The sequence below is a fragment of the Cribrihabitans neustonicus genome, from assembly GCF_048820895.1.
GTDB classification, from domain to species: domain Bacteria; phylum Pseudomonadota; class Alphaproteobacteria; order Rhodobacterales; family Rhodobacteraceae; genus Cribrihabitans_A; species Cribrihabitans_A neustonicus.
In genome coordinates this window covers 207,012-228,207 of sequence record NZ_JBMERQ010000003.1, presented here as the reverse complement: position 1 = coordinate 228,207, position 21,196 = coordinate 207,012, and the positions used below count along the sequence as shown (strand labels likewise).

Genomic DNA, 21,196 nt, shown 5'->3' with positions numbered 1-21,196 from the left:
GGGATATTTTCAGCAAGAGGAAGGGGTTGGAAGAAACGACGTGCTTTCCTCAGGATCTTGCCGGGCCTCTGCGCGGCTTCGCTCCGCCGCCAATGGTCGGGCACGGCCGGAGCAATGGGTTCTCAAGATTTCTCCAGGCCGGTAAGCGCGGCGGCAAATTCCTCCGGGTCGAAGGGCGCGAGATCGTCGATCTGTTCTCCGACCCCGATGGCGTGGATCGGCAGGCCGAACTTGTCGGCCAGCGCCACCAGCACGCCGCCTTTGGCAGTGCCGTCGAGCTTGGTCATCACCAGGCCGGAGACATCGGCCAGCTTCTGGAAGGTGCCGACCTGGCTCAGCGCGTTCTGGCCGGTGGTGGCATCCAGCACCAGAAGTGTATTGTGAGGCGCGGTTTCGTCCTTCTTGCGGATCACGCGGACGATCTTGGCCAGCTCCTCCATCAAGTCAGCGCGGTTCTGCAGGCGGCCGGCCGTGTCGATCATCAGCAGGTCAGCGCCTTCCTCCTGCGCCTTGGTCAGCGCATCGAACGCCAGCGACGCCGGGTCGGAGCCTTCGGGCGCGGTCAGCACCGGCACGCCCGCGCGCTCTCCCCAGACCTGCAGCTGCTCTACCGCGGCAGCGCGGAAGGTATCGCCCGCGGCGATCACCACCTGCTTGCCCGCCGCCTTGAACTGGCTGGCGAGCTTGCCGATCGTGGTGGTCTTGCCGGAGCCGTTGACGCCGACCACCAGCACCACCTGCGGGCGTTTGGAGTAGATCGGCAGCGGCTTGGCGACCGGTTCCATAATTCGGGCGATCTCCTGCGCCAGCAGTTCCTTGATCTCGCGGCTGGAGACGCGCTTGCCAAAACGGCCCTCGGCCAGGTTGGAGGTGACGCGCAGCGCGGTGTCGACGCCCATGTCGGCGGCGATCAGCAGCTCCTCGATCTGCTCCAGCATGTCGTCATCAAGCGCCCGGCGGGGCTCCTCCGGCGCGGCGCGGCCGATCAGGCGGCCGAGGAGCCCGGGCGATTTCTGTGCGGGCGATTTCTGAGCAGGCCTCGGGGCGGGGTCTGCGGGGGCCGGCTGCGGCGCCGGGGCGGGCGCGGTACCCGGTGCGGCTTCCGGTTCGGGCGCAGGTGATGGCGCGGGGGAAGGGACCGGTGCCGGGGCGGGCTGTTCCGGCCTCAGCGCAGGCGCCTCCGCCAGGGCCGCGGCCGCCTGCTCCGGGCCATCCGCCGTTCCCTCCTCGACGATCGCATCGAGCCCCTGCTCGAGTTTGGAGGAGGATTTGAACAGCCGGTCCTTGAGCTTCGAGAAAAACGCCATTTTGGTCTCCGCACAGAAGGTTGGCAGGGTGGTTTCACCTCACCTAATGCGGTTTCCGGCTGAGTGCAAAGCGCAAGCGCGCGGGCGGGTCAGGAAAACAGGGCGGTGAATCCGGCCTGCGCACCCCAGTAAAGCACCCAGACCGCGAAGGGGGTGACCCGCCGCAGGGGGTGGGCCGGGGGCAGCACGAAGGTCTCGAACGCCAGCACGATGTCCGACAGCATGAACGCGCAGGCGGCCGCAAAAACGGCGGCGCCGAAGGCTCCGGGCAGGGTCAGTGCGGCAAAGCCCATTGCCAGGATCACCGGGACATAGCCCAGCACCGCGCCCTTGAGCGGCCCGGCCCGGGGCGCAAGCAGCACGGCCATCCCCAGTCCGGCCAGTACCATCGCCGCGGCGGCCGCCAGCCCCGGAAGCTCCAGAATCCGCGCAGGCATGCTGGCGTCCCGGGTCAGGAACAGCGCCGCATAGGTAAGGTGCCCGGCGGCAAAGGCTGCAACACCCGCGAGAAAAGCCCCCTCCCCGTCGCGCGACAAGAAGAGATCGCCCAGCGCGCAAAGGCCGAGCGCGGAAATCAGCGGAGCCGGCGCACCGGAGGCCCAGGCACCCAGTGCCAGAAGCAGAACGGCGCCGGTTTTTGCGGCGCTGCGCCAGAACCCCGGCGGGCGCGCTGCCAGAAGCAGGTACCAAAACGCCAGCGCCGCCGCCCCACCCCAGAGCATCCGGGGATCTGCCGATACTTCCATTGCCTGCCTCCTTCGCCGCTTTGCGCGGGGCAAGCTAACCCGGGCAAAGCAGTGCGGGTCAAAGGTGACCTTGCGGGAGCCGCCTTGCCTGCGCGTGCGGCGATAGTCCTTGGCCCACGGCGCGGCGCTCTGGCAGAGTGGGCTCATGCGCTGGCTGTTGCTGATTCCCTTCCTTCCCGCGCTGCTTGGGCCGGTGGGGCCGGGCGGCGGGCGCGCCGTGGCGGCGCCGATGGGGGCCGAAGAGTTTGACCGCTACACGCAGGGGCGCACGCTCTACTATGGCTACGGCGGCACGCTTTACGGAGTGGAGCGCTACCTGCCGGACCGCCGGGTGATTTGGTCCTTCCTCGATGGCAATTGCCAGGAGGGCCGCTGGTACGAGGACGCGGGCCAGATCTGCTTTATCTACATCAACCGCGAAGAGCCGCAGTGCTGGAGCTTCGAGCTGAGCCCGCGCGGACTGACCGCGCGGTTCGAGAACGATCCCAACGCGACCGAACTATACGAGGCCGAAGATATCGGTGAGAAAATGCTCTGCTACGGGCCCGACACCGGGGTTTAGGGCTCCCGGAGCGGCAGGGCACCGTGCCAGCCCCGCAAGCACGGATCAGAACAGCGAACCCTGGCCGCCCTCGGGAGGGGTCTTTGGAGGTTGGGACGCTTCTCCGGCAGGTTTGGTCGGCTCTGTGCCGGACGGGCCGGGTCCCGCTGCCTTTCCGTCCAGGTCCAGCGTGCCATCGGAAAATTCGATCTGCAGCGGACCGGCGCTGGCGGCGGCGGCCCTGGTCGTCAGCACCTCGCCTCGGGAACGCACCACCGCGTAGCCACGCGCGAGCGTTGCCTTGTAGCTGAGGATCTCCAGCTGGCGGCCCGTTGCGGCGAGGCTCTGGCGGCGGCGGTCGGCGCGCATCCGCTCGGCCGCCTGCAGACGCTGGCCGAGCTGGGCGATGCGGTCTTTCTGCTGCGCCATCTCGCGCTGGATCGGCCGCAGGCTCAGCCGGGAGGACAGGTACTGCAGCCGGTCGCGGCGGGCTTGTACCAGCCCGCGCAGCGTGGCAGGGCGCAGCGAGGCCGCGGCCTCGCTCAGGTGCAGACGGCGGCGCTGCACCCCCGCGGTGAGCGCATCCGGCAGCCGCGTGGCGATCCGGTCGAGCCGCTGGCGCGGAGTTTCCAGCAACGTATCCGGGCGCGGCAGCGCACGGGCGAGGTCGCTCAGCCGCTGGCGGCGCAGCTGCACCGCCTGGCCCGCGGCACGGGTCAGCCGCGCGCCCTGGTTCTCCGTCCACCCCAAGCGCTCTAGCCGCACCGGTACTGCCAGCTCCGCCGCGGCGGTGGGAGTGGGCGCCCGCCGGTCGGAGACAAAGTCGATCAGCGTGGTGTCGGTCTCATGCCCCACCGCCGAGATCAGCGGGATATCCGAGGCCGCCGCAGCGCGCGCGACGATCTCCTCGTTGAAGCCCCAGAGATCCTCGATCGAGCCGCCGCCGCGGGCGACGATGATCAGATCGGGCCGCGGCAACGCGCCGCCGGGCGTGAGCCGGTTGAAACCCTCGATGGCACGGGCCACCTCGGGCGCGCAGGTACGGCCCTGCACCGCCACCGGCCAGACCAGCACCTTGCGCGGAAACCGTTCGCGCAGGCGGTGCAGGATGTCGCGGATCACCGCCCCCGAGGGCGAGGTGACCACGCCGATGATGTGCGGCAGATAGGGCAGCGGCTTCTTGCGGGCCGGCGCGAACAACCCTTCCGCCTCCAGCTGCTTCTTGCGCTTCTCCAGAAGCGCCATCAGCGCGCCCTGCCCCGCCGCCGCGGCCTCCTCGACATTGAGGTTGTACTTGGACTGGGCCCCGAAGGCCGTGAGACGGCCGGTGACGACGACTTCCAGCCCCTCCTCGGGCACCACGGAAAGCCCGGCGATCTGGCCCTTCCAAGTGGTGCAGGCCAGCACGTTGCGGTCGTCCTTGATGTCGAAATAGAGGTGCCCGGAGCGGGCCTTGAACACCCGGCCCACCTCGCCGCGCACCCGGATCCGGCCGAAGGTGCCCTCCAGTGTGCGCTTTACGGCGCCGGAGATCTCGGAAACGGTGAATTCGGGGGCGTTCTGTCCCGGCTGGGGGTCATCAAACAGGTCGGACAAGGGGTTCTGCTCTCCTGCGGCCTTGGGGGTTCTTGTTTTGCAGTGGCGCGCAGCATAGAACCCGCCGCAAGCATGGCAAGCCCCGGCCGCGCGGCCGGGGGGAATGGCGGCAAGGCGCCGGGGCAGGTCCCGGCCGGCAGAACGGAGCGCGGCAATGAACATCCTTATTCTCGGCGGCGGCGGGCGCGAACACGCCCTCGCCTGGGCGGTGATGCAGAACCCCAAGTGCGACAAGCTGATCGTCGCGCCGGGCAACGCTGGCATCGCCCAGATTGCCGATTGCGCGAGCCTCGACATCGAGGACGGCGGCGCGGTAGCGGGCTTTGCAGAGGAAAACGCCATCGATTTCGTGATCATAGGGCCGGAGGCCCCGCTGGCGGCGGGTGTCGCCGACCGGCTGCGCGAGGCAGGTGTCCTGGTTTTCGGCCCTTCGGAGGCAGCGGCCCGGCTGGAGGCCTCCAAACGCTTCACCAAGGAGATTTGCGATGCCGCCGGCGCGCCCACCGCAGGTTACGGCCATTTCACCGATGCCGAAGCGGCGAAGACCTATGTAAGGGCGCAGGGCGCGCCGATTGTGGTCAAGGCCGATGGGCTCGCCGCCGGCAAAGGGGTGATCGTCGCGATGCAGGAGCAGGAGGCGCTCGACGCGATTGACGGGATGTTCGGCGGCGCCTTCGGCGGGGCCGGTGCCGAGGTGGTGATCGAGGAATTCATGGAAGGCGAAGAAGCTTCGCTCTTCGTGCTGGTGGACGGCGAGGAGGTGCTGCCGATCGGCACCGCGCAGGACCACAAGCGCGTGGGCGAAGGCGACTGCGGCCCCAACACCGGCGGCATGGGCGCATATTCCCCCGCGCCGGTGCTGAGCACCGCAATCGAAGAGAAGGCGATCGAGGAGATTGTGAAGCCCACAATGAAGGTGATGGCCGAGCGCGGCATGCCCTACCAGGGCGTGCTTTATGCCGGTCTGATGATCCAGAACGGCGAGCCGCGGCTGGTGGAGTACAATGTCCGCTTCGGCGACCCCGAATGCCAGGTGCTGATGATGCGCCTCGGCGCGCAAGCTCTTGATCTGATGCACGCCGCGGCCGAGGGCCGCCTGGCCAGCGCGCGGGTGAATTGGGCGGGAGACCACGCAATCACCGTGGTCATGGCCGCCGAGGGCTACCCCGGTGCCTACCAGAAGGGTTCCGAGATCAAGGGGCTTGAGAGCCTGCCGGAGGACAGCAGCAACATGGTGTTCCACGCGGGCACCAGGGCCGAAGATGGCAAGGTGCTGGCCGCGGGCGGCCGGGTGCTGAACGTGACAGCGCGCGGCGCCAGCCTGCAGGAAGCCCGCGACCGCGCCTATGCGATGGTGGATTCGATCAACTGGCCCGAAGGCTTCTGCCGCCGGGACATCGGCTGGCGGGCGCTGAGCTGATCCGCGCCTGATCGCCGCGCCTCCGGCAACGGTTGCGCCCCCGCCCGCGTCGGCCCATCCGGCAGAAGGGCCTTGCAATTGAACCGTGGCCCGGGCGCTTGCGCGCCCGGCGGAACCATTGCGCGGCAGAGCCTTAGCAGAGCGCGGCTGCTGCCATGCCGCATTCACGCGCAACCTGCCGTTTGCAGCCATATGCCGCCGGCCTGATGCCTATCACCTGGAAGCCGGACGGAACAAAGGAAACCGGCATGATTCTGAGAGAAAAGCCTGGCGCGTTTCAGCTCCTGTTCGCGGTGCAGGGATCCGTCCTGCCGCGTATCCTGCCGCGCATTCTTGCGCTGGCCGGCCTGGCCGCGCTGATGGTCTGGGCCGATGGCGCCGTGATCGCGCTGCCGCACCTCGACCCCGGGCCGATGGCCGTCTTCGGCGTGGCGCTCTCGCTGTTCCTCGGGTTCCGCAACAACGCCGCCTATGACCGATGGTGGGAGGCGCGCAGGCTTTGGGGCCAGCTGGTAGCCGGGCTGCGCGCGCTGGGGCGGGAGACGGCGATCTTCATTCCCTCCGAGGACAGCGGCCGGCGCCTGCTGCGGCTGGCGCTGGCCTTCCTGCACCTGCACCGGCTGAACCTGCGCGGCCTGTCATTGGACAGCGCGGCGGCCGCCTGGACATCCGGCCTGCCGCAGCCCGCACCTGGCTCCGCCTGCGCGGCACTGGACCGGATGGAGGCCGAGATTGCAGCCTCCGGCGCTGACGGCTTCGGGCGCAAGGCTCTCGGGAAGCGGCTGGCAGATCTCTCCCTGGCGCAGGCAGGCTGCGAGCGCATCGCGGCAACCCCGCTGCCTTACGTCTATTCGCTCCTGGTGTTCCGCACGGCGTATCTCTACTGCCTTCTGATCCCCTTTGCTCTGTTCGACGCGGCGGGCTGGCTGACACCGCTTTTCACTGCCATCGCGGCCTATGTGTTCTTCGGGCTGGCCGAGGTTTCTGAGGAGCTCGCACATCCCTTCGGTGCCACCGGCAACGGGCTGCCGCTGGACGCGATGCGCCGCACAGTGGAAATCTCGCTGGCGCCGCATCTGGACCTGGATCCGCCGCCGCTGCGGCCTGCGAACTACGTGCTGAACTGAGGCGCGCCGCCTGCCGCGCCTCCGGCCGGCATTTCCTGGCGCGGGCGCGGCCGGCAGGTCTGCCATCTGCGCTCGGTTGTCATGACGGACCGCTCAGGCTGATGCCGCCCTGGCGCCCAACCTGATTTGCCGGAAACTCCCTGCATTCGGCCCTCTCGCCACGCAGGCACCGCTTACGGGCAGGCGAGCGCGCCGCTTAGGCCCTTCTCCGCGCGGAACGGCCCGACTTCCCGCGCAACCGCCTCTCCGCCGGCCAGCCGGACCGCGACGATTCTTCTCCAATCCGCGCTGACCAGCAGCAGTTCAGGTCCCGCGCCGCATGCCCGGAGGCCCGCGGTTATGACCTCCTGGCCGATTTGGTGATTGGTAACGCCTGGGAGGCTCGCCACTTCCGTCAGAGCCCCCTCCTTGAAACGCCAGATGCGCAGTACCTTCGCCAGATGGGGGCGGTCCACATAGGCAATCTCCACATGGCCATCGCCATCCAGATCCGCCGCGCCCACCGGAGCCAGCCAACGATTGCGGCGGCCAATGTAGGGTGTGGCGGCCAGCGGCTCCGGCCCGCCTTCGAGGCCATAGATCACGAGCCTCGCGCCGAGAGAAAAGCTGGATTGCACGGCCAGGATCTCCGGGCGGCCATCACCGGTCACATCGGCGAGCCGCGGGGCGGTGTCCTCGAAGATATGATCCGGCTGCGAAATCTCCTGCTGCCCGCCCCTGGGGCGGAAAATGACCAACCGCTGCCACTCGGGCGTGCGGCCCAGCACACCGTGGCCATAAGGCGCCTGTTCCGGATTGCCTGTGTAGCAGGCCTTTGCCGGATACTGCCCCCCGCCTTCGATGCAGCGGCGGGTTTCGGCGCCCGCTGCCGGAAGCGCTGAAGCGGTCAGCCACAGGAGCGCCGCTGCCCCGGCGCGGCGGGCAGAGCGGAGCCAGGGGCGCACCGGCAGACGCCGCGCCCCCGCCTCCCTGCGCATCAGATCTGCTTTTCGGGCATATGCACGATCAGCCCGTCCAGCGCATCGGTCACCTTCAGCTGGCAGGTCAGGCGCGAGCGCTCCGGGTCGGGCTCGTAGGCGAAGTCCAGCATGTCTTCCTCCATGTCATCCTTCGCCGGCAGCTTCTCCACCCAGGCGGCATCGACATAGACATGGCAGGTCGAACAGGCACAGGCGCCGCCGCAATCGGCCTCGATGCCCGGAATGTTGTTGTCGCGCGCGCCTTCCATCACGGTCAGCCCGCTGGCGACCTCGACAACGTGCTCGGTGCCGTTGTGCTCGATATAGGTGATCTTTGCCATCGTCAGCTCTCTTCCCTTCTCCGGTACTTGCTGGACTGTGTAGCCAAGCCGCCGTGCCGCTGCCAGTCCCATTTACGACCCCGGGCTGACGCGGCTGGACGCCCGGCGCAAATGTTCTATATATGTTCTCAGCCTGTCCCCGCCCGCAACCATCCCGCACCCCGAGGCCCCATGCCGCCCGCACCGCCGCTCCCGCCCGTATCCGTTCCGCCCCCGCGCGGCCCCTGGCCGCGCCCGCCGGCCTGCCTGCCCGCCGCGCGGCTGGGCGAGCCGCCGGAGAACGCCCGCATTACCGTGGCCGGGCTGGTGATCCTGCGGCAGCGGCCGGGCACCGCCAAGGGGGTGATCTTCCTCACGCTCGAGGACGAGACCGGCATCGTCAACGTGATTGTCTGGCGCAAAATCTACGAAACCTTCCGCCGGGCGGTGATTGCCGGGCGTCTCCTGCGGGTGACCGGGCGGCTGCAGCGGGCGCATGCTGTCACCCATGTGATCGCCGAATCCATTGAGGACATCTCGCCGATGCTCGATCACCTGTTGAGCGAACAGGGGCGGCAGGACGATCCCGCCTTTGCGCCGGGTCCGGAACTGGGCTAGGGTCCGGCCGAACCGCAGGCGCGCGCCGTGCCTGCCCCCCGGGACCCCGCGCATGCCGCCGAGCCGATTCACCCTCTGCCCCTTGCCGCCTGCCTTGCCGAAGGGCGCGCTGGCGGTCCTGCTGCTGGCGGCGCTGACGGCCTGCAGCGCCGCGGGCACCGAAGGCGCCGCCACCCGCGCGGGCCATTACGCCCCCCCCGGCGCGCCGCCCGGAACCTGCTGGAGCAAGCACACCCGCCCGGCCGTGATCGAGACCGTGACCAGCCAAGTAATGGTGCGGCCTGCCGAGACCGACGCCGCGGGCGGGGTGCTCCGCGCGGCGCTGTTCCGCACCGAAACCCGGCAGGAGATTGTCGAGCCGCGCCGCGAGACCTGGTTCGAGATTCCCTGCGCCCTCAGCATGACGCCGGAGTTCATCCGCACGGTGCAGCGCGCGCTGGCAGCCCGCGGGTTCTACAGCGGGCCGGTGCATGGCCGCATGGACGCCGCCACCCGTGATGCCGTGCAGCGCTATCAGCGGCCGTCGGGGCTGGACAACGGCACCCTGTCGCTCGCAGCCGCGCGCAAACTGGGGCTGGTGGCGATCGGGAGCTGATGCAGCCCCGCTTCACCTCCGGTCGCCCTGCCCGCGCAGGCAGTTCCCAGCTTTGCGCCCGTCTGTTAGGCTCCGCTTGGGCGGCTCCGCCGTCCGCCCCGCCGCATAGGAGAACCGCCCGCCATGCTGAAAACCAGCCTGCCCGACACCGGGTTCCTCTCCGGCGCTTCCAGGCCGCTCAAGCGCATGCTCGAGAGCCAATCCACCGAAGTGCGGCTGCGCCAGGGCGAGACACTGTTCGAGCACGGTGACACGGGCGATGCACTATATGCGATTATCGAGGGCGCGCTGGAGTTCTCCATCCTGTCAGCCTCCGGGCGCAAGCTGTCGCTGGACATGATGCGCCCCGGCGCGGTTTTTGGCGAGATTGCGCTCTTCGACCCGGGCGAGCGCACCGCCACAGCAACGGCCGCAGAGCCCAGCCGCCTGCGCCGGGTGCGCAGCCGCGACGTGATGGCGCAGATCCGCCAGCATCCCGACCTGGCCGCCGATCTTCTGCGCCTGGCCGGGCAGCGGATGCGGTGGATGAACGCGCAGCTGAACGAGCAGGTATTCCTGCCAATGCCTGTGCGGCTGGCGCGCAAGCTGATCTATCTGGCGCCGGAAAACGGCAATGGGCGGGTGGCGCTTTCCCAGGCGGAGCTGGCGGAGTTCGTCGGTGCCACCCGGGAGGCGGTCTCCAAGACGCTGGCAGCCTGGAAACGCGGCGGGGTGGTCGGCATCAGCCGCGGCGGAGTGGAGATCCTGGACCGCACGGAACTGGCAGTACTGGCCCAACCGGACTCGATCTGACCCCCACCCGCTGCAATTCGTCCGAAACTCCCTAAGAAAATCCGCGCTCTGTAATCCGGGTTACAGAAGCCTTGGCGCTGCCGCGCCATAACCGCTCTGCGGACAGCCATTATCCGTTCCATCCCGATGGCTGCCTGTCCAACAAGAGCCATGTGCCCGCAAGCACATGGCTCTTCCCTTGCCCGGTGCCCAGCCCTCCACAGCCTGGGAGACGCCGGGCGAAAAAGTTTTCTGAAAACTCTTGCCCAAGACTATTCCGAAGAGTCCTTGGCCGGTCTTCTCCTCTCCGGCTGCCATAATTTGGGCCGCTTTGTCCCTCTTTGTTCAAAACATATTCACTTAGGCTTTCCGGAACCGGACCGCTAACCTGCCGCGCATGGCATATGACTAGGACAGACTGTACCGCAAAACCCCGGATGCGCTGGGGCTCCCTCCCCGGCCGTTACTCTGGGAACCGGACGGGGAATACGGCATCCTGCTGTTCGGCCGGACCCTGCACATGCTGGCCGCCCCGGACCGGCGGGCAGTTCTGGCCCGCTGACTGCCGCATATGCGCAAGGGTGGCTGGGTGCTGATCGCCGTCGAACCGCGCAATCTGGAAGACTTCCGTAAGGTCATTGCGGCGGCGCGCGGGGGCCTGGTGCAACCGAAGGGACAGCCGCGGCCTGCTGTTCATGCAGCAGGCCTGACACTGCCGCCGACAAGGAAAAAGGCCGGGCAGAAGCCCGGCCTTCGGCAGTTCAAACAAGGTCTCGCTGCGGGGGTTACTCCGCCAGGTTCAGCGCGACAAAGCGCGGCTCGCCGCCGCGGCGCACCAGAAGCAGCAGCGACTTGCGGCCCGCTTCCCGGGCATCCGCGACCTGGTTTTCCAGCTCAGCGATGGATGAGACCTTCTGCTGGCCCGCCTCGGTGATCACGTCACCAGCTCGCAGGCCCTTCTCCCAAGCCTCGGAGGCTTCATCGACCGACAGGATGGCCAGGCCCTCGACGCCGGCGGGCACGTTCAGCTCGCGGCGCAGCTCATCGTTCAGCACACCGACAGAGAGGCCGAGAAGCTCCTTCTCGGTGACGTCCGGACCGCCTTCGGCTTCCGGCAGGGAGGAGCCGCCCACGGCGTCCTCGCGGCGCCCGAGGGTCACCCGCAGGGTTTCGGTCTTGCCTTCGCGGTGGACCACGACGCGCACGGTCTTGCCGACCTCGGTGTTGCCAACCTGGCGCACCAGAGCGCGGGTGTCGGCAACATCGGTGCCGTCGAAGCTGACGATCACGTCTCCCGCCATCATGCCCGCCTGCTTGGCCGGGCCGTCCGGCACCTCGGTGACCAGCGCGCCCTTGGGCCTGTCGAGGCCGATTGCCTCCGCGAGATCAGAATCCACGTCCTGGATCTTCACGCCCAGCCAGCCGCGGCGGGTTTCGCCGAATTCCTTCAGCTGCTCGACCACCTTGCTGACCACGTTGGAAGCCATCGAAAAGCCAATGCCGATGGAGCCGCCGTTGGGCGAAAGGATTGCGGTGTTCACGCCCACGACCTCGCCGTCCATATTGAAGAGCGGCCCGCCCGAGTTGCCGCGGTTGATCGCCGCATCGGTCTGGATGTAGTCATCGTAGGTGCCCGACAGCTCGCGGTTGCGGGCGGAGACGATACCGGCTGAGACCGAGAAACCCTGCCCCAGCGGGTTGCCCATCGCGACCACCCAGTCGCCGACGCGCGCGGTGTCGCTGTCGCCGAATTTGACGAACTTCAAGGGGCCGGGTGCCTCCACCTTCAGAAGCGCAATATCGGTGTTGGGATCGGTGCCGACCACCTTGGCGGGCAGCGGACGCGATGGCTGGCCTTCGCCCGGGTAGAATTCGATCTCGATCTCGTCGGCGGCCTCGATCACGTGGTTGTTCGTGACGATGTAGCCGTCCTCGGAAATCACGAATCCCGAACCAAGCGCAGAAGAGCGGCGCGGCCGCGGGGTGCCGTTGCCGTTGCGGTCCTGGAATTCGCGGAAGAAATCCTCGAACGGGGAGCCCTCGGGCACAATGCCTTGCGGGCCAGTGCGGCCCTCGATCATGGTGGAGGTGGTGATATTGACTACCGAGGGGCTGATCTTTTCTGCCAGCGGTGCCAGACTTTCCGGCCGTGCCAGCCCGGGCAACGCCTGCAGCAGCAGAATGGCCGCGCTCAGCAGCGTCAGGAGGAAGAGCCGCATGGCGGCGGGCCGTTCGCTGTTCTGTTTGGATAAAACTATTGCCTGTGGCTCCACGGAATTACTCCTTGTCATAGCCGTCTTGTTCTTGTCTGCGCCGGTGCGCGCCCTGGGAAACAGGCCGCCGGCGGGCGGTCACGGCTCCAATGTAGGGGTTTGCCGCCGTACCGCAATGTATGTTGCAGGCAATCAAGCCCGCGTGAGCACAGCGCCGCCCTGCCGCCGGGTCATAGGCCAAGGCGGAAAGCGAGCCACACCAGCAACAGTCCCAGCGCCACGGCGGACAGTCCCGCAATCCGGCGCTGTTCCTCGGTCAGGAGGCGCAGCATTTCCAGCAAGCGCTCAATAAGCGAAGGGGCCAGCACGTAGACCAGCCCCTCCACGATCAACACCAGCCCGATGGCCAGCAGCAGCATCGCCATCACTCGCTTTCAGCACCGCCGGCCTGCGCGGCGTTGTTTGCGGCGGGCGTTTCCGGCGCGCGCGACTCGGAGGCAGGCGCTTCGGGTGCGGCGGCCGGGGCTTGCGCCGCGCCCGGCGCAGCCGGGGCACGCGACCCCGCAGCGCCGCCGGAGAACTTCAGATAGTTGAAGAAGTCCGAATCCGGTGACAGCACCATCGAAGAGTTGCCCTCCCGCAGCGCCCGCGCGTAGGCGTTGAGGCTGCGGTAGAACTCGAAAAACTCCCCGTCGCGGCCATAGGCCTCTGCAAAAATGGCGTTGCGTTCTGCATCGGCCTCACCGCGGATCACTTCAGCCTCGCGGCGCGCCTCCGAAACCAGCTCGACCTCGGTGCGGTCGGCCTGGGCGCGGACCCGCTGGGCGGCTTCCTCGCCGCGGGCGATCTCGTCCGCCGCCTCGCGCTCCCGCTCGGCCCGCATCCGGGCGAAGGTGGCATCAAGGTTGGCTTGCGGAAGGTCGGTGCGCTTCAGGCGCACGTCGATCACCTCAAGCCCGAAGCTGCGGGCTTCGGCAATCGCGCCGTTGCGGATGCGCAGCATCAGCGCGGCCCGGTCCGAGGACAGGATGTCGTTCGAGCTGACCGAGCCGAGCACCTCGCGGGTCTGGGCACGCATGATCTTGTCGAGCCGTGATTCCGCGCCCGAAATGCCACCCGCGCCAACCGCCTGGCGGAAGCGCTCCACGTCAACGATCCGGTAGCGCGCAAAGGCGTCCACGATCAGGCGGCGGTCGTCCAGCGGAGTGACTTCCAGCGGGCCGACTTCCAGGCTGAGGATGCGGTCGTCGTAGCGCACCACATTGTCGATCAGCGGCACCTTGAAGGCGAGACCGGGCTGTTCCTCGACCGCCACGACGCGGCCAAACCGCAGCACCAGCGCCTTCTGGCGCTCGTCCACGATGAAGATCGCCGAAAGCACGGCGATCAGTGCAACTACAAGTACCGGCAGAAGAAAGGTCGTCTTACGCATCAGTTGCTCTCCGTCCGGCGCAGTTCGTTGAGCGGCAGGTAGGGCACCACTCCCTGGCTCTGGCCCTGGCCGGCCTGGTCCAGGATGATCTTGTCCACGCGGCCCAGCACCTCTTCCATGGTTTCCAGGTAGAGACGCTTGCGGGTCACCTCGGGTGCCTTCTGGTATTCCTCCAGAACCGCGATGAAGCGGCTGGCTTCACCCTGGGCCTCGTTCACCACGCGGGCGCGGTAGGCTTCGGCCTCTTCCAGCGTTTGCGCGGACTGGCCGCGGGCGCCTGCCAGCTTGCGGTTGGCGTAGGCGTCGGCCTGCTTTTCAAGCCGGTCGCGCTCCTGGCCTGCCGATTGCACTTCCCGGAAGGCGTCCTTCACCGGCTCCGGCGGGTCAGCGCCGTCGAAGTTCACCCGGACGATGTTCACGCCGCTGTCGTAGCTGTCGAGCGTGAACTGGATCAGTTCTTCGAGCCGGGCCGAGATCGCGCCGCGGTCGCGGTTCAGGATCGGCGCCAGTTCGGACTGGGCGATGATCTCGCGCATCGCCGATTCCGCCACCGCCTGGATGGTCGCGCGCGGGTCGCGGAGGTTGAACAGATAGCGGGCCGGATCAGAGATGTTCCAGACCACCTGGAAGTCGACGTCGATGATGTTCTCGTCGCCAGTCAGCATCAGCCCGGCATCCGAGCCGCGGCCGCCCGCGCCAATGTTCTCCACCTGCTCCACCCGCACCGGGATCACCTCGTAGGTGACCAGCGGCCATGGCGCGAAGTTCAGGCCGGGCTGGCCGGTCGCCATATATTCGCCCAGGAACAGCTCGACCGACTGCTCTTCCGGTTTCACGGTATAGAAGCTCGCCATGCCCCAGAGCACAACACCCGCAAGTGCAGCCAGACCCAGGGTGCCCCTGGTGAACAGCGGTGCGCCGCCGCCCGGGCCGCGGCCGGAGCCGCCGCCGCGGCCGCCGCGGCCGCCCATCAGCACGCGCAGCTGTTCCTGGCCCTTCTTCACGAGCTCGTCGATTTCGGGGATCTGGGGGTCATCGGGTCTGCGTCCGCCGCCACCGCCGCTGCCGCCCTTGTCACCCCGGTTTCCTCCTCCGCCGCCGGATGAGCCTCCGCCCCCCCAGGGGCCGCCACTGTTGCCCGCCATATGTCTCCTATCCAAACTTCCGCCGCGCCGGGCGGCTCTTGTTTCCGGTTATTGCCGGTGCGCCCGGCCCTCAGGCCGTGCGCACCGGAGTCTTCATGGTCACCAACTCTTCCGACATTGTCGGATGCACCGCAACGGTGCGATCGAAATCTTCCTTGGTCGCGCCCATCTTTACCGCGATTCCCGCCAGCTGGATCATCTCGCCCGCGCTGGGTGCGACGATATGGCAGCCCAGCACCTTGCGGCTGGCCTTGGAGACGATCAGCTTCATCAGCACCCGCCGCGTGCGCCCGGCAAAGGCCTGCTGCATCGGCTTGAAGGAGGTCGCGTAGACCTCGATCTCCTCCCGCTCGCGCGCCTCCTCCTCGCTCATCCCGATGGTGCCCATCTCCGGCTGAGTGAAGATCGCGGTCGGGATCAGGTCATGATCGGGCTTCGTCGGGTTGCCCTTGAACACGGTCTCGACAAAGGCCATCGCCTCGCGGATCGCCACCGGGGTCAGCTGCACCCGGTCGGTGACATCGCCGATCGCATAGACCGAGGGCACGGAGGTTTGGCTGTATTCGTCCACCATGATCTCGCCGGCCCGGCCGCGCTCGACCCCGATGTCCTCCAGCCCGAGGTTGTCCGCGTTCGGATTGCGGCCGGTGGCGTACATCACCTTATCGAACAGCTGCTCCTGGCCGTTGGTCGATTTGACCCAGATCTTATCACCTTCCTTGCGCATCTCCAGCACGTTGGTGCCGAGACGCAGGTCCACGCCCGCCTGGCACATTTCCTCGGAGATCAGGCCGCGCGCCTCGTCGTCGAATCCGCGCAGGATCTGGGCGCCGCGGTAGAACTGGGTGGTCTTCACGCCGAGCCCGTTCATGATACCCGCAAACTCACAGGCAATATAGCCGCCGCCGACGATCAGAAGGCTTTCGGGCAGCTTGTCGAGGTGGAACATCTCGTTCGAGGTGATCGCCAGCTCACAGCCCGGGAAATCCGGTACCGAGGGCCAGCCGCCGGTGGCGATCAGGATGTGCTTAGCGGTCTTGCGGGTGCCGTCGGCGAGTTCCACCGTGTGGGGATCGGCCAGCCTGGCGCGCCGGTCGTAGCTGTCGACCCCGTTGTTTTTCAGGATACCGCGGTAGACGTTCTCGAGCCGATCCAGCTCGCTGTGCAGCTTGTCCTTGAAGGCAGGCCAATCGAAGCTGCCGCGGCGCACGTCCCAGCCGTAGCTGCGCGCATCTTCCAGCGCGTCCGAATATTCCGAGGCAAACACCATCAGCTTTTTCGGCACGCAGCCGCGGATCACGCAGGTGCCGCCATAGCGGTCCTCCTCGGCCAGCGCCACCTTGGCGCCCTCCTGCGCCGCGACCCGCGCAGCCCGCACCCCGCCGGAGCCGCCGCCGATGACAAACAGATCATAATCAAAGCTCATGATGTCCCGCCTTTTGCATTTCCAGATCCGGTATCCCACAACGGGACACCAAACGCCATATGCCTAAGTGGGCGCAAAAGCGCGGGATTCAACTGCCAGCGGTCCTGCCGGACCGGCACCCCGCGCGTTTGTGATCCCCCGCGGCACCGACCGCGGGGGGAAGGCCGTCAGCCGGGGAGGTCCTTGAACAGGTTTTCGGTCTCACCCGCGTCGAGCTGGTCCTGCTCCACGGTGCCTTCGTTGATGTCGCGCACCTCGACCCTGCCGTCGCCATAGCCGATCACCACGGAATCGCAGATGTCGATGAACAGCCCGTTCTCGACCACGCCGGGAATCTGGTTCAGCACCAGCGACAGCTGGCGCGGATTGCCGATGCGGTTGAGGTGCAGGTCCAGGATGTGATTCCCTTCGTCGGTGATGAAGGGCTCGTCACCGTCCATCCGCAGCGAGGTATCGCGGCCAAGAACGTCCATCGATACCAGCGTCTCCTCGATCAGCGAGCGGGTGGACTGCCAGCCGAAGGGAATCACCTCCACAGGCAGCGGGAAGGCGCCCAGCGTCTCCACCGATTTGCCGGCGTCGGCGATCACCACCATCTGGTCCGAGGCCGTGGCGACGATCTTTTCCTGCAGATGCGCGCCGCCGCCGCCCTTGATAAGATTCAGATCGGCGTCAAACTCGTCAGCGCCGTCGATGGTGAGGTCGAGCCATTTCGCCTCGTCCAGCGTGACCACGCTGATGCCCACTTCACGCGCCAGAGCGGCGGTGCGGGAGGAGGTCGGCACGGCGGTGATCTTCAGCCCCTCGTCGCGCACCCGGCTGCCGAGGCAGCGCACCAGCCAGGCGGCAGTAGAGCCGGTGCCGAGACCGACACGCATACCGTCTTCAACCATGTCGGCCGCCCGCTTGGCGGCGACGAATTTTGCCTTGTCGACAGGCGACAGTTCTGAGGTCATGAGCGAGGCTCCCGTACTAAGCTTTTGCGCCGCTTATAGGCGCATTGGCAGCGCGGTGCGAGGGGCCATTGCGCGGGTTTCGTCCGGCCCGGCCACAAATCTCCGGGCAATCGGGCCATGGGTTGAAAAAGATGCACCGCTGCGGCGTGTTTCCTATCGGAAACGGCGGAAACGGGCTAGTTTTCCGCGCCATTGTGCATAGTGTCGCGCCATGACCGAAACCTGCCGTCTCCATTACGCGCCCGACAATGCCAGCCTGATCGTCCGGCTGGTCCTGGAGGAGCTGCGCCTGCCCTACACCTGCCAGCTGGTCGACCGCGGGGCCGGCGCGCACCAGAGCCCGGATTATTTGGCGCTCAACCCGCACGGGCTGATCCCGGTGCTGGAGACGCCGGATGGTCCGATTTTCGAAACCGCGGCGATCCTGCTGTGGCTCAGCGGGCGGCAAAACGCGATGGCCCCGGCAGAGCTGAGTTCCGAGCGGGCCGGGTTCCTCAAGTGGCTGGTCTTCACCTCCAACACGCTGCATGCTGACCTTCGCATGCTGTTCTACCCGGAGAAATACGTCGGCAGCGGCGACAGCCACCAGACGCAGCTGCGCCACGTGCTGCGCGAGCGCCTGCACGCACACCTTAAGCGCGTCGAAAGCGCCGCCGCCGAGCGCCCGTCCTGGCTCGGCGCGCCGCAGCCATCGGTGCTGGACTACTATCTCGCCTGCCTCTTGCGCTGGATGGCGCTCTACCCGGCGAATGACGACCGGTCGTGGTTCGCGCTTGGCCGCTACCCCTGCCTGCAGCGCCTCTGCGCCGGGCTGGAGCAGCGCCCCGCCACCGCCGCCGCGCAAGCTGCCGAAGGCCTCGGGCCCCGGCCCTTCACTTCTCCTGTTTATGCCAATCCCCCAGAAGGATCCGCCACCTGATGTTCCTCTCCGTCTTCGACATGTTCAAGGTCGGCATCGGCCCCTCCTCATCGCACACGATGGGGCCGATGGTGGCCGCCGCGCGCTTCCTCGACATGATGCGCGCCTCACCGTTTGAATTCCGCGGCCTGCGCGCCTCGCTGCACGGCTCGCTGGCCTTCACCGGCGCTGGCCACGCCACCGACCGCGCGACGATCCTGGGCTTGGGCGGCTTCGAGCCGGAAACCTACGATGACGAGAAGGCTGAAGCCTTCCTTGCCCGGCTGGCCGAGACCAGGACCATGCAGCCCGAGGGCCTGCCGGAACTGCGCTTCGACCCCAAAGCCGACATGATCTTCGACTACGACCAGGCGCTTCCCGGCCATGCCAACGGCATGATCCTGATGGCAACCGACGCCCAGGGCGACGTGATCCTGCGGCAGGTGTTCTACTCGGTCGGCGGCGGCTTCGTGCTGACCGAGGAGGAGCTCGCCGCGGGCAAGGACACCGACGACGGTCCGCCGGTCCCCTACCCGTTCAAATCCGCAGCCGAAATGCTGGAGATGGCCAGGGAGAGCGGCAAGACCATCGCCCAGATGAAGCGCGCCAACGAAATCTCCCGCGGCTGCGAGCAGAGCCTCGCCAAGGGCACCGCCCGCATCTGGGAGGTGATGAACAACTGCATAGAGCGCGGGCTCACGCGCGACGGCATCCTGCCCGGCGGGCTCAAGGTGCGCAGGCGCGCCAAGGCGATCCACGATGCGCTGCTCGCCGAGCGCGGCAAGAACATCAACGCGCCGCACACCATCAACGACTGGATGAGCGTCTACGCGATGGCCGTGAACGAGGAGAACGCGGCCGGCGGCCAGGTGGTGACCGCACCCACCAACGGCGCGGCAGGCGTGCTGCCGGCAGTGCTGCGCTACTACCTCGACCACGTGCCGGGCGCGTCCGAGCGCCACGTGGAGGACTTCCTTCTGACCGCCGCTGCGATCGGCGGGCTGGTCAAGTACAACGCCTCGATCTCCGGTGCCGAGGCGGGCTGTCAGGCCGAGGTCGGCTCGGCCGCGGCAATGGCGGCAGCGGGCTTGTGCGCGGTGATGGGCGGCACCCCCGAACAGGTGGAAAACGCCGCCGAAATCGCGCTGGAGCATCACCTCGGCATGACCTGCGACCCGGTGAAGGGACTGGTGCAGGTTCCCTGCATCGAGCGCAACGGGCTGGGCGCGATCAAGGCGGTCTCCGCCGCCTCGCTGGCGCTGCGCGGCGACGGCCAGCATTTCGTGCCTCTGGACGCGGTGATCGAGACCATGCGGCAGACCGGCGCCGACATGCATGAAAAGTACAAGGAAACCTCGCTTGGCGGCCTCGCCGTCAACATTCCAAACTGCTGAGAGCGCTCAAAAAAACGCCACGGTCAGCTTGCCAACCCAAGGCGCCGCCCCTAGCGTGGCGCCATGACCAACGACCGCCCTCTTCTTGGCATAGCCCTCATGCTGGGCTTCTGTGCCGTGATCCCGCTTGGCGATGCCATCGCCAAGCTGCTGGCCGCCCGCGTGCCGGTGGCGCAGATCGTGTTTATCCGCTTTGCCGCGCAGGCGCTGCTTCTGGTGCCGCTGGCGCTGGCGCTGCGGCTGCCGCTCAGCGTGTCCCGGCAGGTGCTGCCGCTGCTGGTGGTGCGTACGATCCTCCAGATGGGCGGTATCGGCGCGATGTTCATAGCGCTGAAGCACCTGCCGCTGGCCGATGCGGTGGCAATTGCGTTCGTGATGCCCTTTATCATGCTGCTCCTGGGCAGATACGTGCTGGGCGAGGAGGTCGGCCTGCGCCGCCTGGCTGCCTGCGCTGTGGGCTTTGCGGGCACGCTGCTGGTGATCCAGCCGAGCTTTGCTGAGGTTGGCTGGCACGCGCTCTGGCCAGTGGCGGTGGCGGTGATCTTTGCGCTATTCATGCTGATTACCCGTAAAATCGCGAAGCACACCGACCCGATCGCAGTGCAGGCGCTGGCGGGCGCGATGGGCACCGCGATGCTGGCGCCCGTGTTCCTGATCGGCGGCGCGCTAGGCTCCACAAGCTTCAGCCTTGAACTGCCTCCGCAGGACACCTGGACGCTGCTGGCCGCTGCGGGCGCGCTCGGCACGGTGGCGCATCTCTTCATGACCTGGAGCCTGCGCTTTGCCCCCGCCGCGACGCTCGCCTCGATGCAATACCTGGAGATCCCGATGGCCACTTTCATCGGCTGGCTGATTTTCGCGGAGCTGCCCAATGCGCTGGCCACCGCCGGGATCGCGCTGACGGTTGCGGCCGGGCTCTACGTGGTGCTGCGCGAACACCACACCGCCCGCGCCAAGGCCCGCGTCACCCCCGCGGCCCCTCCTGCTGCCTGACACCCCGGCTGACCGCCTGCATCACCGCTGCCAGCGCGCGGCGCGGCACGATCACCAGCAGCCCCGGCCCGTCGGGGCTGATCCGGACCGGGCCCAGCGCCCGGTTCGACGTGCCAACCCGCCCCATCGGCGACAGCGTCAGCCCGTCGATGGGCCAGCGCAGCCCCTCCGAGCGGCCGCTCAACTCCTGCATCGGGTAGAGCGACACCACGTCGCCCGCCTCCAGCGGCAGCTCCACCGGACCCGTTGCGTGAAAGATCACCTCGGTCCCGCCGATCAAAACGCACGGTGTCTCATGCCCCTGCACCAGTGTGCTGAGGGCTGCCAGCTGGTGGTCGAGCCGCGCGCCGAGGAACCCCACTGCCAGCACCACCGGCGCCGAAATCGCGCGCAGCGCCTTGTCGAAATCGGTGCTGTCCTGCTCTTCCACGTGAAACAGCCGCTCTGGCGGCAGGGCGGCGCGGGTCTCGGCAGGCAGAGAGTCGAAATCGCCGATCACGGCCTCCGGGATATGCCCCGCCGCCAGCGCCGCCGCCGCACCGCCATCGGCGGCCACCAGCACCGGTGCCAGCGCCAGCGCCTCGGCCAGGCTGCCCCGCGCAATCTCCCCGCCGCCAACCAGGGTTACCGGCCCGGTTTCCTCAACAATCCATCGCTTCATGCGCGCATTCCTTGCAGATTTGGAAACCAGCCACAATGTGAACACAAAATGATACGATCAATTGCACGGATTCGAGCA

At 67.6% G+C, this 21,196-nt stretch carries 21 protein-coding genes; 9 read left to right on the top strand and 12 right to left on the bottom strand.

All coding sequences use genetic code 11. The annotated features are described in order from the left end of the window. Positions 1 to 122: 122 nt before the first annotated feature. Together ftsY and ACOHWE_RS10570 are read right to left on the bottom strand one after the other, a co-directional pair. Positions 123 to 1,307 (bottom strand): signal recognition particle-docking protein FtsY, encoded by a 1,185-nt coding sequence (gene ftsY / locus ACOHWE_RS10575; RefSeq protein WP_420666229.1) that lies wholly within the window; start codon positions 1,305 to 1,307, stop codon positions 123 to 125. 89 nt (positions 1,308 to 1,396) lie between these two features. Further along, complete coding sequence (locus tag ACOHWE_RS10570) at positions 1,397 to 2,053, bottom strand: lysoplasmalogenase family protein (protein WP_420666228.1); 657 nt, start codon at positions 2,051 to 2,053, stop codon at positions 1,397 to 1,399. Positions 2,054 to 2,198: 145 nt separating this feature from the next. Here ACOHWE_RS10570 and ACOHWE_RS10565 point away from each other — a divergent pair, with 145 nt between their 5' ends. After that, positions 2,199 to 2,615 carry a hypothetical protein gene (locus ACOHWE_RS10565; RefSeq protein WP_420666227.1) on the top strand — a complete coding sequence of 139 codons (417 nt, stop codon included), beginning with the start codon at positions 2,199 to 2,201 and terminating at the stop codon, positions 2,613 to 2,615. Between the two features lie 45 nt (positions 2,616 to 2,660). Here ACOHWE_RS10565 and xseA read toward each other — a convergent pair whose 3' ends face one another. Continuing rightward, positions 2,661 to 4,190 carry an exodeoxyribonuclease VII large subunit gene (xseA, locus tag ACOHWE_RS10560; RefSeq protein ID WP_420666226.1) on the bottom strand — a complete coding sequence of 510 codons (1,530 nt, stop codon included), beginning with the start codon at positions 4,188 to 4,190 and terminating at the stop codon, positions 2,661 to 2,663. 154 nt (positions 4,191 to 4,344) lie between these two features. Here xseA and purD point away from each other — a divergent pair, with 154 nt between their 5' ends. Together purD and ACOHWE_RS10550 are read left to right on the top strand one after the other, a co-directional pair. Continuing rightward, the gene (gene purD, locus ACOHWE_RS10555; RefSeq protein WP_420666225.1) at positions 4,345 to 5,610 is read left to right on the top strand and encodes a phosphoribosylamine--glycine ligase; all 1,266 of its coding nucleotides are present in this window, start codon (positions 4,345 to 4,347) and stop codon (positions 5,608 to 5,610) included. A 248-nt stretch (positions 5,611 to 5,858) separates the two neighbouring features. Then, entirely contained in the window at positions 5,859 to 6,737 is an 879-nt protein-coding gene (locus ACOHWE_RS10550) for a bestrophin family protein (RefSeq protein ID WP_420666223.1), read from the top strand. Positions 6,738 to 6,910: 173 nt separating this feature from the next. On the opposite strand, the gene ACOHWE_RS10545 is transcribed toward ACOHWE_RS10550, so the two are convergent. Further along, entirely contained in the window at positions 6,911 to 7,714 is an 804-nt protein-coding gene (locus tag ACOHWE_RS10545; RefSeq protein WP_420666222.1) for an FG-GAP repeat domain-containing protein, read from the bottom strand. After that, positions 7,714 to 8,037 (bottom strand): 2Fe-2S iron-sulfur cluster-binding protein, encoded by a 324-nt coding sequence (locus ACOHWE_RS10540; RefSeq protein WP_420666221.1) that lies wholly within the window; start codon positions 8,035 to 8,037, stop codon positions 7,714 to 7,716. Before ACOHWE_RS10540 ends, ACOHWE_RS10545 begins: the two co-directional genes overlap by 1 nt. A 171-nt stretch (positions 8,038 to 8,208) precedes the next feature. Here ACOHWE_RS10540 and ACOHWE_RS10535 point away from each other — a divergent pair, with 171 nt between their 5' ends. The 3 genes from ACOHWE_RS10535 (at position 8,209) to ACOHWE_RS10525 (ending at position 10,021) form a co-directional block, all read left to right on the top strand. Beyond that, positions 8,209 to 8,634 (top strand): OB-fold nucleic acid binding domain-containing protein, encoded by a 426-nt coding sequence (locus tag ACOHWE_RS10535; protein WP_420666220.1) that lies wholly within the window; start codon positions 8,209 to 8,211, stop codon positions 8,632 to 8,634. 52 nt (positions 8,635 to 8,686) lie between these two features. After that, a complete protein-coding gene (locus ACOHWE_RS10530; RefSeq protein ID WP_420666219.1) occupies positions 8,687 to 9,229 on the top strand; it encodes a peptidoglycan-binding domain-containing protein in 543 nt (180 codons plus the stop codon). A 123-nt stretch (positions 9,230 to 9,352) separates the two neighbouring features. After that, on the top strand, positions 9,353 to 10,021 hold the full coding sequence (locus ACOHWE_RS10525; protein ID WP_420666217.1) for a Crp/Fnr family transcriptional regulator: 669 nt from the start codon (positions 9,353 to 9,355) through the stop codon (positions 10,019 to 10,021). 764 nt (positions 10,022 to 10,785) lie between these two features. On the opposite strand, the gene ACOHWE_RS10520 is transcribed toward ACOHWE_RS10525, so the two are convergent. The 6 genes from ACOHWE_RS10520 to rpiA all read right to left on the bottom strand — a co-directional run bounded on the left by ACOHWE_RS10520 (position 10,786) and on the right by rpiA (position 17,172). Beyond that, positions 10,786 to 12,219, bottom strand: coding sequence for a DegQ family serine endoprotease (locus tag ACOHWE_RS10520; RefSeq protein WP_420666216.1), 1,434 nt, complete (start codon positions 12,217 to 12,219; stop codon positions 10,786 to 10,788). Positions 12,220 to 12,443: 224 nt separating this feature from the next. Further along, positions 12,444 to 12,638 (bottom strand): DUF2065 family protein, encoded by a 195-nt coding sequence (locus tag ACOHWE_RS10515; protein WP_420666214.1) that lies wholly within the window; start codon positions 12,636 to 12,638, stop codon positions 12,444 to 12,446. Then, on the bottom strand, positions 12,638 to 13,645 hold the full coding sequence (hflC, locus tag ACOHWE_RS10510; RefSeq protein WP_420666213.1) for a protease modulator HflC: 1,008 nt from the start codon (positions 13,643 to 13,645) through the stop codon (positions 12,638 to 12,640). The genes ACOHWE_RS10515 and hflC overlap by 1 nt, the downstream gene beginning before the upstream one ends. Continuing rightward, positions 13,645 to 14,790 carry an FtsH protease activity modulator HflK gene (hflK, locus tag ACOHWE_RS10505; protein WP_420666211.1) on the bottom strand — a complete coding sequence of 382 codons (1,146 nt, stop codon included), beginning with the start codon at positions 14,788 to 14,790 and terminating at the stop codon, positions 13,645 to 13,647. The genes hflC and hflK overlap by 1 nt, the downstream gene beginning before the upstream one ends. A gap of 70 nt (positions 14,791 to 14,860) precedes the next feature. Beyond that, positions 14,861 to 16,216 (bottom strand): glutathione-disulfide reductase, encoded by a 1,356-nt coding sequence (gene gor, locus ACOHWE_RS10500; protein WP_420666210.1) that lies wholly within the window; start codon positions 16,214 to 16,216, stop codon positions 14,861 to 14,863. Positions 16,217 to 16,383: 167 nt separating this feature from the next. After that, the gene (gene rpiA, locus ACOHWE_RS10495) at positions 16,384 to 17,172 is read right to left on the bottom strand and encodes a ribose-5-phosphate isomerase RpiA (protein WP_420666209.1); all 789 of its coding nucleotides are present in this window, start codon (positions 17,170 to 17,172) and stop codon (positions 16,384 to 16,386) included. A gap of 211 nt (positions 17,173 to 17,383) precedes the next feature. Between rpiA and ACOHWE_RS10490 the strand changes: the two genes are divergently transcribed. From ACOHWE_RS10490 to ACOHWE_RS10480, 3 genes are all read left to right on the top strand, one after another. Then, positions 17,384 to 18,091, top strand: coding sequence for a glutathione S-transferase family protein (locus ACOHWE_RS10490; RefSeq protein WP_420666208.1), 708 nt, complete (start codon positions 17,384 to 17,386; stop codon positions 18,089 to 18,091). After that, complete coding sequence (locus ACOHWE_RS10485; protein WP_420666207.1) at positions 18,091 to 19,464, top strand: L-serine ammonia-lyase; 1,374 nt, start codon at positions 18,091 to 18,093, stop codon at positions 19,462 to 19,464. Before ACOHWE_RS10490 ends, ACOHWE_RS10485 begins: the two co-directional genes overlap by 1 nt. Before the next feature lie 63 nt (positions 19,465 to 19,527). Beyond that, the gene (locus ACOHWE_RS10480; protein WP_420666205.1) at positions 19,528 to 20,457 is read left to right on the top strand and encodes a DMT family transporter; all 930 of its coding nucleotides are present in this window, start codon (positions 19,528 to 19,530) and stop codon (positions 20,455 to 20,457) included. Here the strand turns inward: ACOHWE_RS10480 and ACOHWE_RS10475 are convergent. Beyond that, on the bottom strand, positions 20,429 to 21,118 hold the full coding sequence (locus ACOHWE_RS10475) for a thiamine diphosphokinase (RefSeq protein WP_420666203.1): 690 nt from the start codon (positions 21,116 to 21,118) through the stop codon (positions 20,429 to 20,431). The genes ACOHWE_RS10480 and ACOHWE_RS10475 overlap by 29 nt on opposite strands. Positions 21,119 to 21,196: the final 78 nt, after the last annotated feature.

Coding starts and splice junctions, on each gene's coding strand:
- ftsY (WP_420666229.1), bottom strand. CDS start 1,307: ATGGCGTTTTTCTCGAAGCTCAAGGACCGGCTGTTCAAATCCTCCTCC.
- ACOHWE_RS10570 (WP_420666228.1), bottom strand. CDS start 2,053: ATGGAAGTATCGGCAGATCCCCGGATGCTCTGGGGTGGGGCGGCGGCG.
- ACOHWE_RS10565 (WP_420666227.1), top strand. CDS start 2,199: ATGCGCTGGCTGTTGCTGATTCCCTTCCTTCCCGCGCTGCTTGGGCCG.
- purD (WP_420666225.1), top strand. CDS start 4,345: ATGAACATCCTTATTCTCGGCGGCGGCGGGCGCGAACACGCCCTCGCC.
- ACOHWE_RS10550 (WP_420666223.1), top strand. CDS start 5,859: ATGATTCTGAGAGAAAAGCCTGGCGCGTTTCAGCTCCTGTTCGCGGTG.
- ACOHWE_RS10545 (WP_420666222.1), bottom strand. CDS start 7,714: ATGCGCAGGGAGGCGGGGGCGCGGCGTCTGCCGGTGCGCCCCTGGCTC.
- ACOHWE_RS10540 (WP_420666221.1), bottom strand. CDS start 8,037: ATGGCAAAGATCACCTATATCGAGCACAACGGCACCGAGCACGTTGTC.
- ACOHWE_RS10535 (WP_420666220.1), top strand. CDS start 8,209: ATGCCGCCCGCACCGCCGCTCCCGCCCGTATCCGTTCCGCCCCCGCGC.
- ACOHWE_RS10530 (WP_420666219.1), top strand. CDS start 8,687: ATGCCGCCGAGCCGATTCACCCTCTGCCCCTTGCCGCCTGCCTTGCCG.
- ACOHWE_RS10525 (WP_420666217.1), top strand. CDS start 9,353: ATGCTGAAAACCAGCCTGCCCGACACCGGGTTCCTCTCCGGCGCTTCC.
- ACOHWE_RS10520 (WP_420666216.1), bottom strand. CDS start 12,219: ATGCGGCTCTTCCTCCTGACGCTGCTGAGCGCGGCCATTCTGCTGCTG.
- ACOHWE_RS10515 (WP_420666214.1), bottom strand. CDS start 12,638: ATGGCGATGCTGCTGCTGGCCATCGGGCTGGTGTTGATCGTGGAGGGG.
- hflC (WP_420666213.1), bottom strand. CDS start 13,645: ATGCGTAAGACGACCTTTCTTCTGCCGGTACTTGTAGTTGCACTGATC.
- hflK (WP_420666211.1), bottom strand. CDS start 14,790: ATGGCGGGCAACAGTGGCGGCCCCTGGGGGGGCGGAGGCTCATCCGGC.
- gor (WP_420666210.1), bottom strand. CDS start 16,216: ATGAGCTTTGATTATGATCTGTTTGTCATCGGCGGCGGCTCCGGCGGG.
- rpiA (WP_420666209.1), bottom strand. CDS start 17,172: ATGACCTCAGAACTGTCGCCTGTCGACAAGGCAAAATTCGTCGCCGCC.
- ACOHWE_RS10490 (WP_420666208.1), top strand. CDS start 17,384: ATGACCGAAACCTGCCGTCTCCATTACGCGCCCGACAATGCCAGCCTG.
- ACOHWE_RS10485 (WP_420666207.1), top strand. CDS start 18,091: ATGTTCCTCTCCGTCTTCGACATGTTCAAGGTCGGCATCGGCCCCTCC.
- ACOHWE_RS10480 (WP_420666205.1), top strand. CDS start 19,528: ATGACCAACGACCGCCCTCTTCTTGGCATAGCCCTCATGCTGGGCTTC.
- ACOHWE_RS10475 (WP_420666203.1), bottom strand. CDS start 21,118: ATGAAGCGATGGATTGTTGAGGAAACCGGGCCGGTAACCCTGGTTGGC.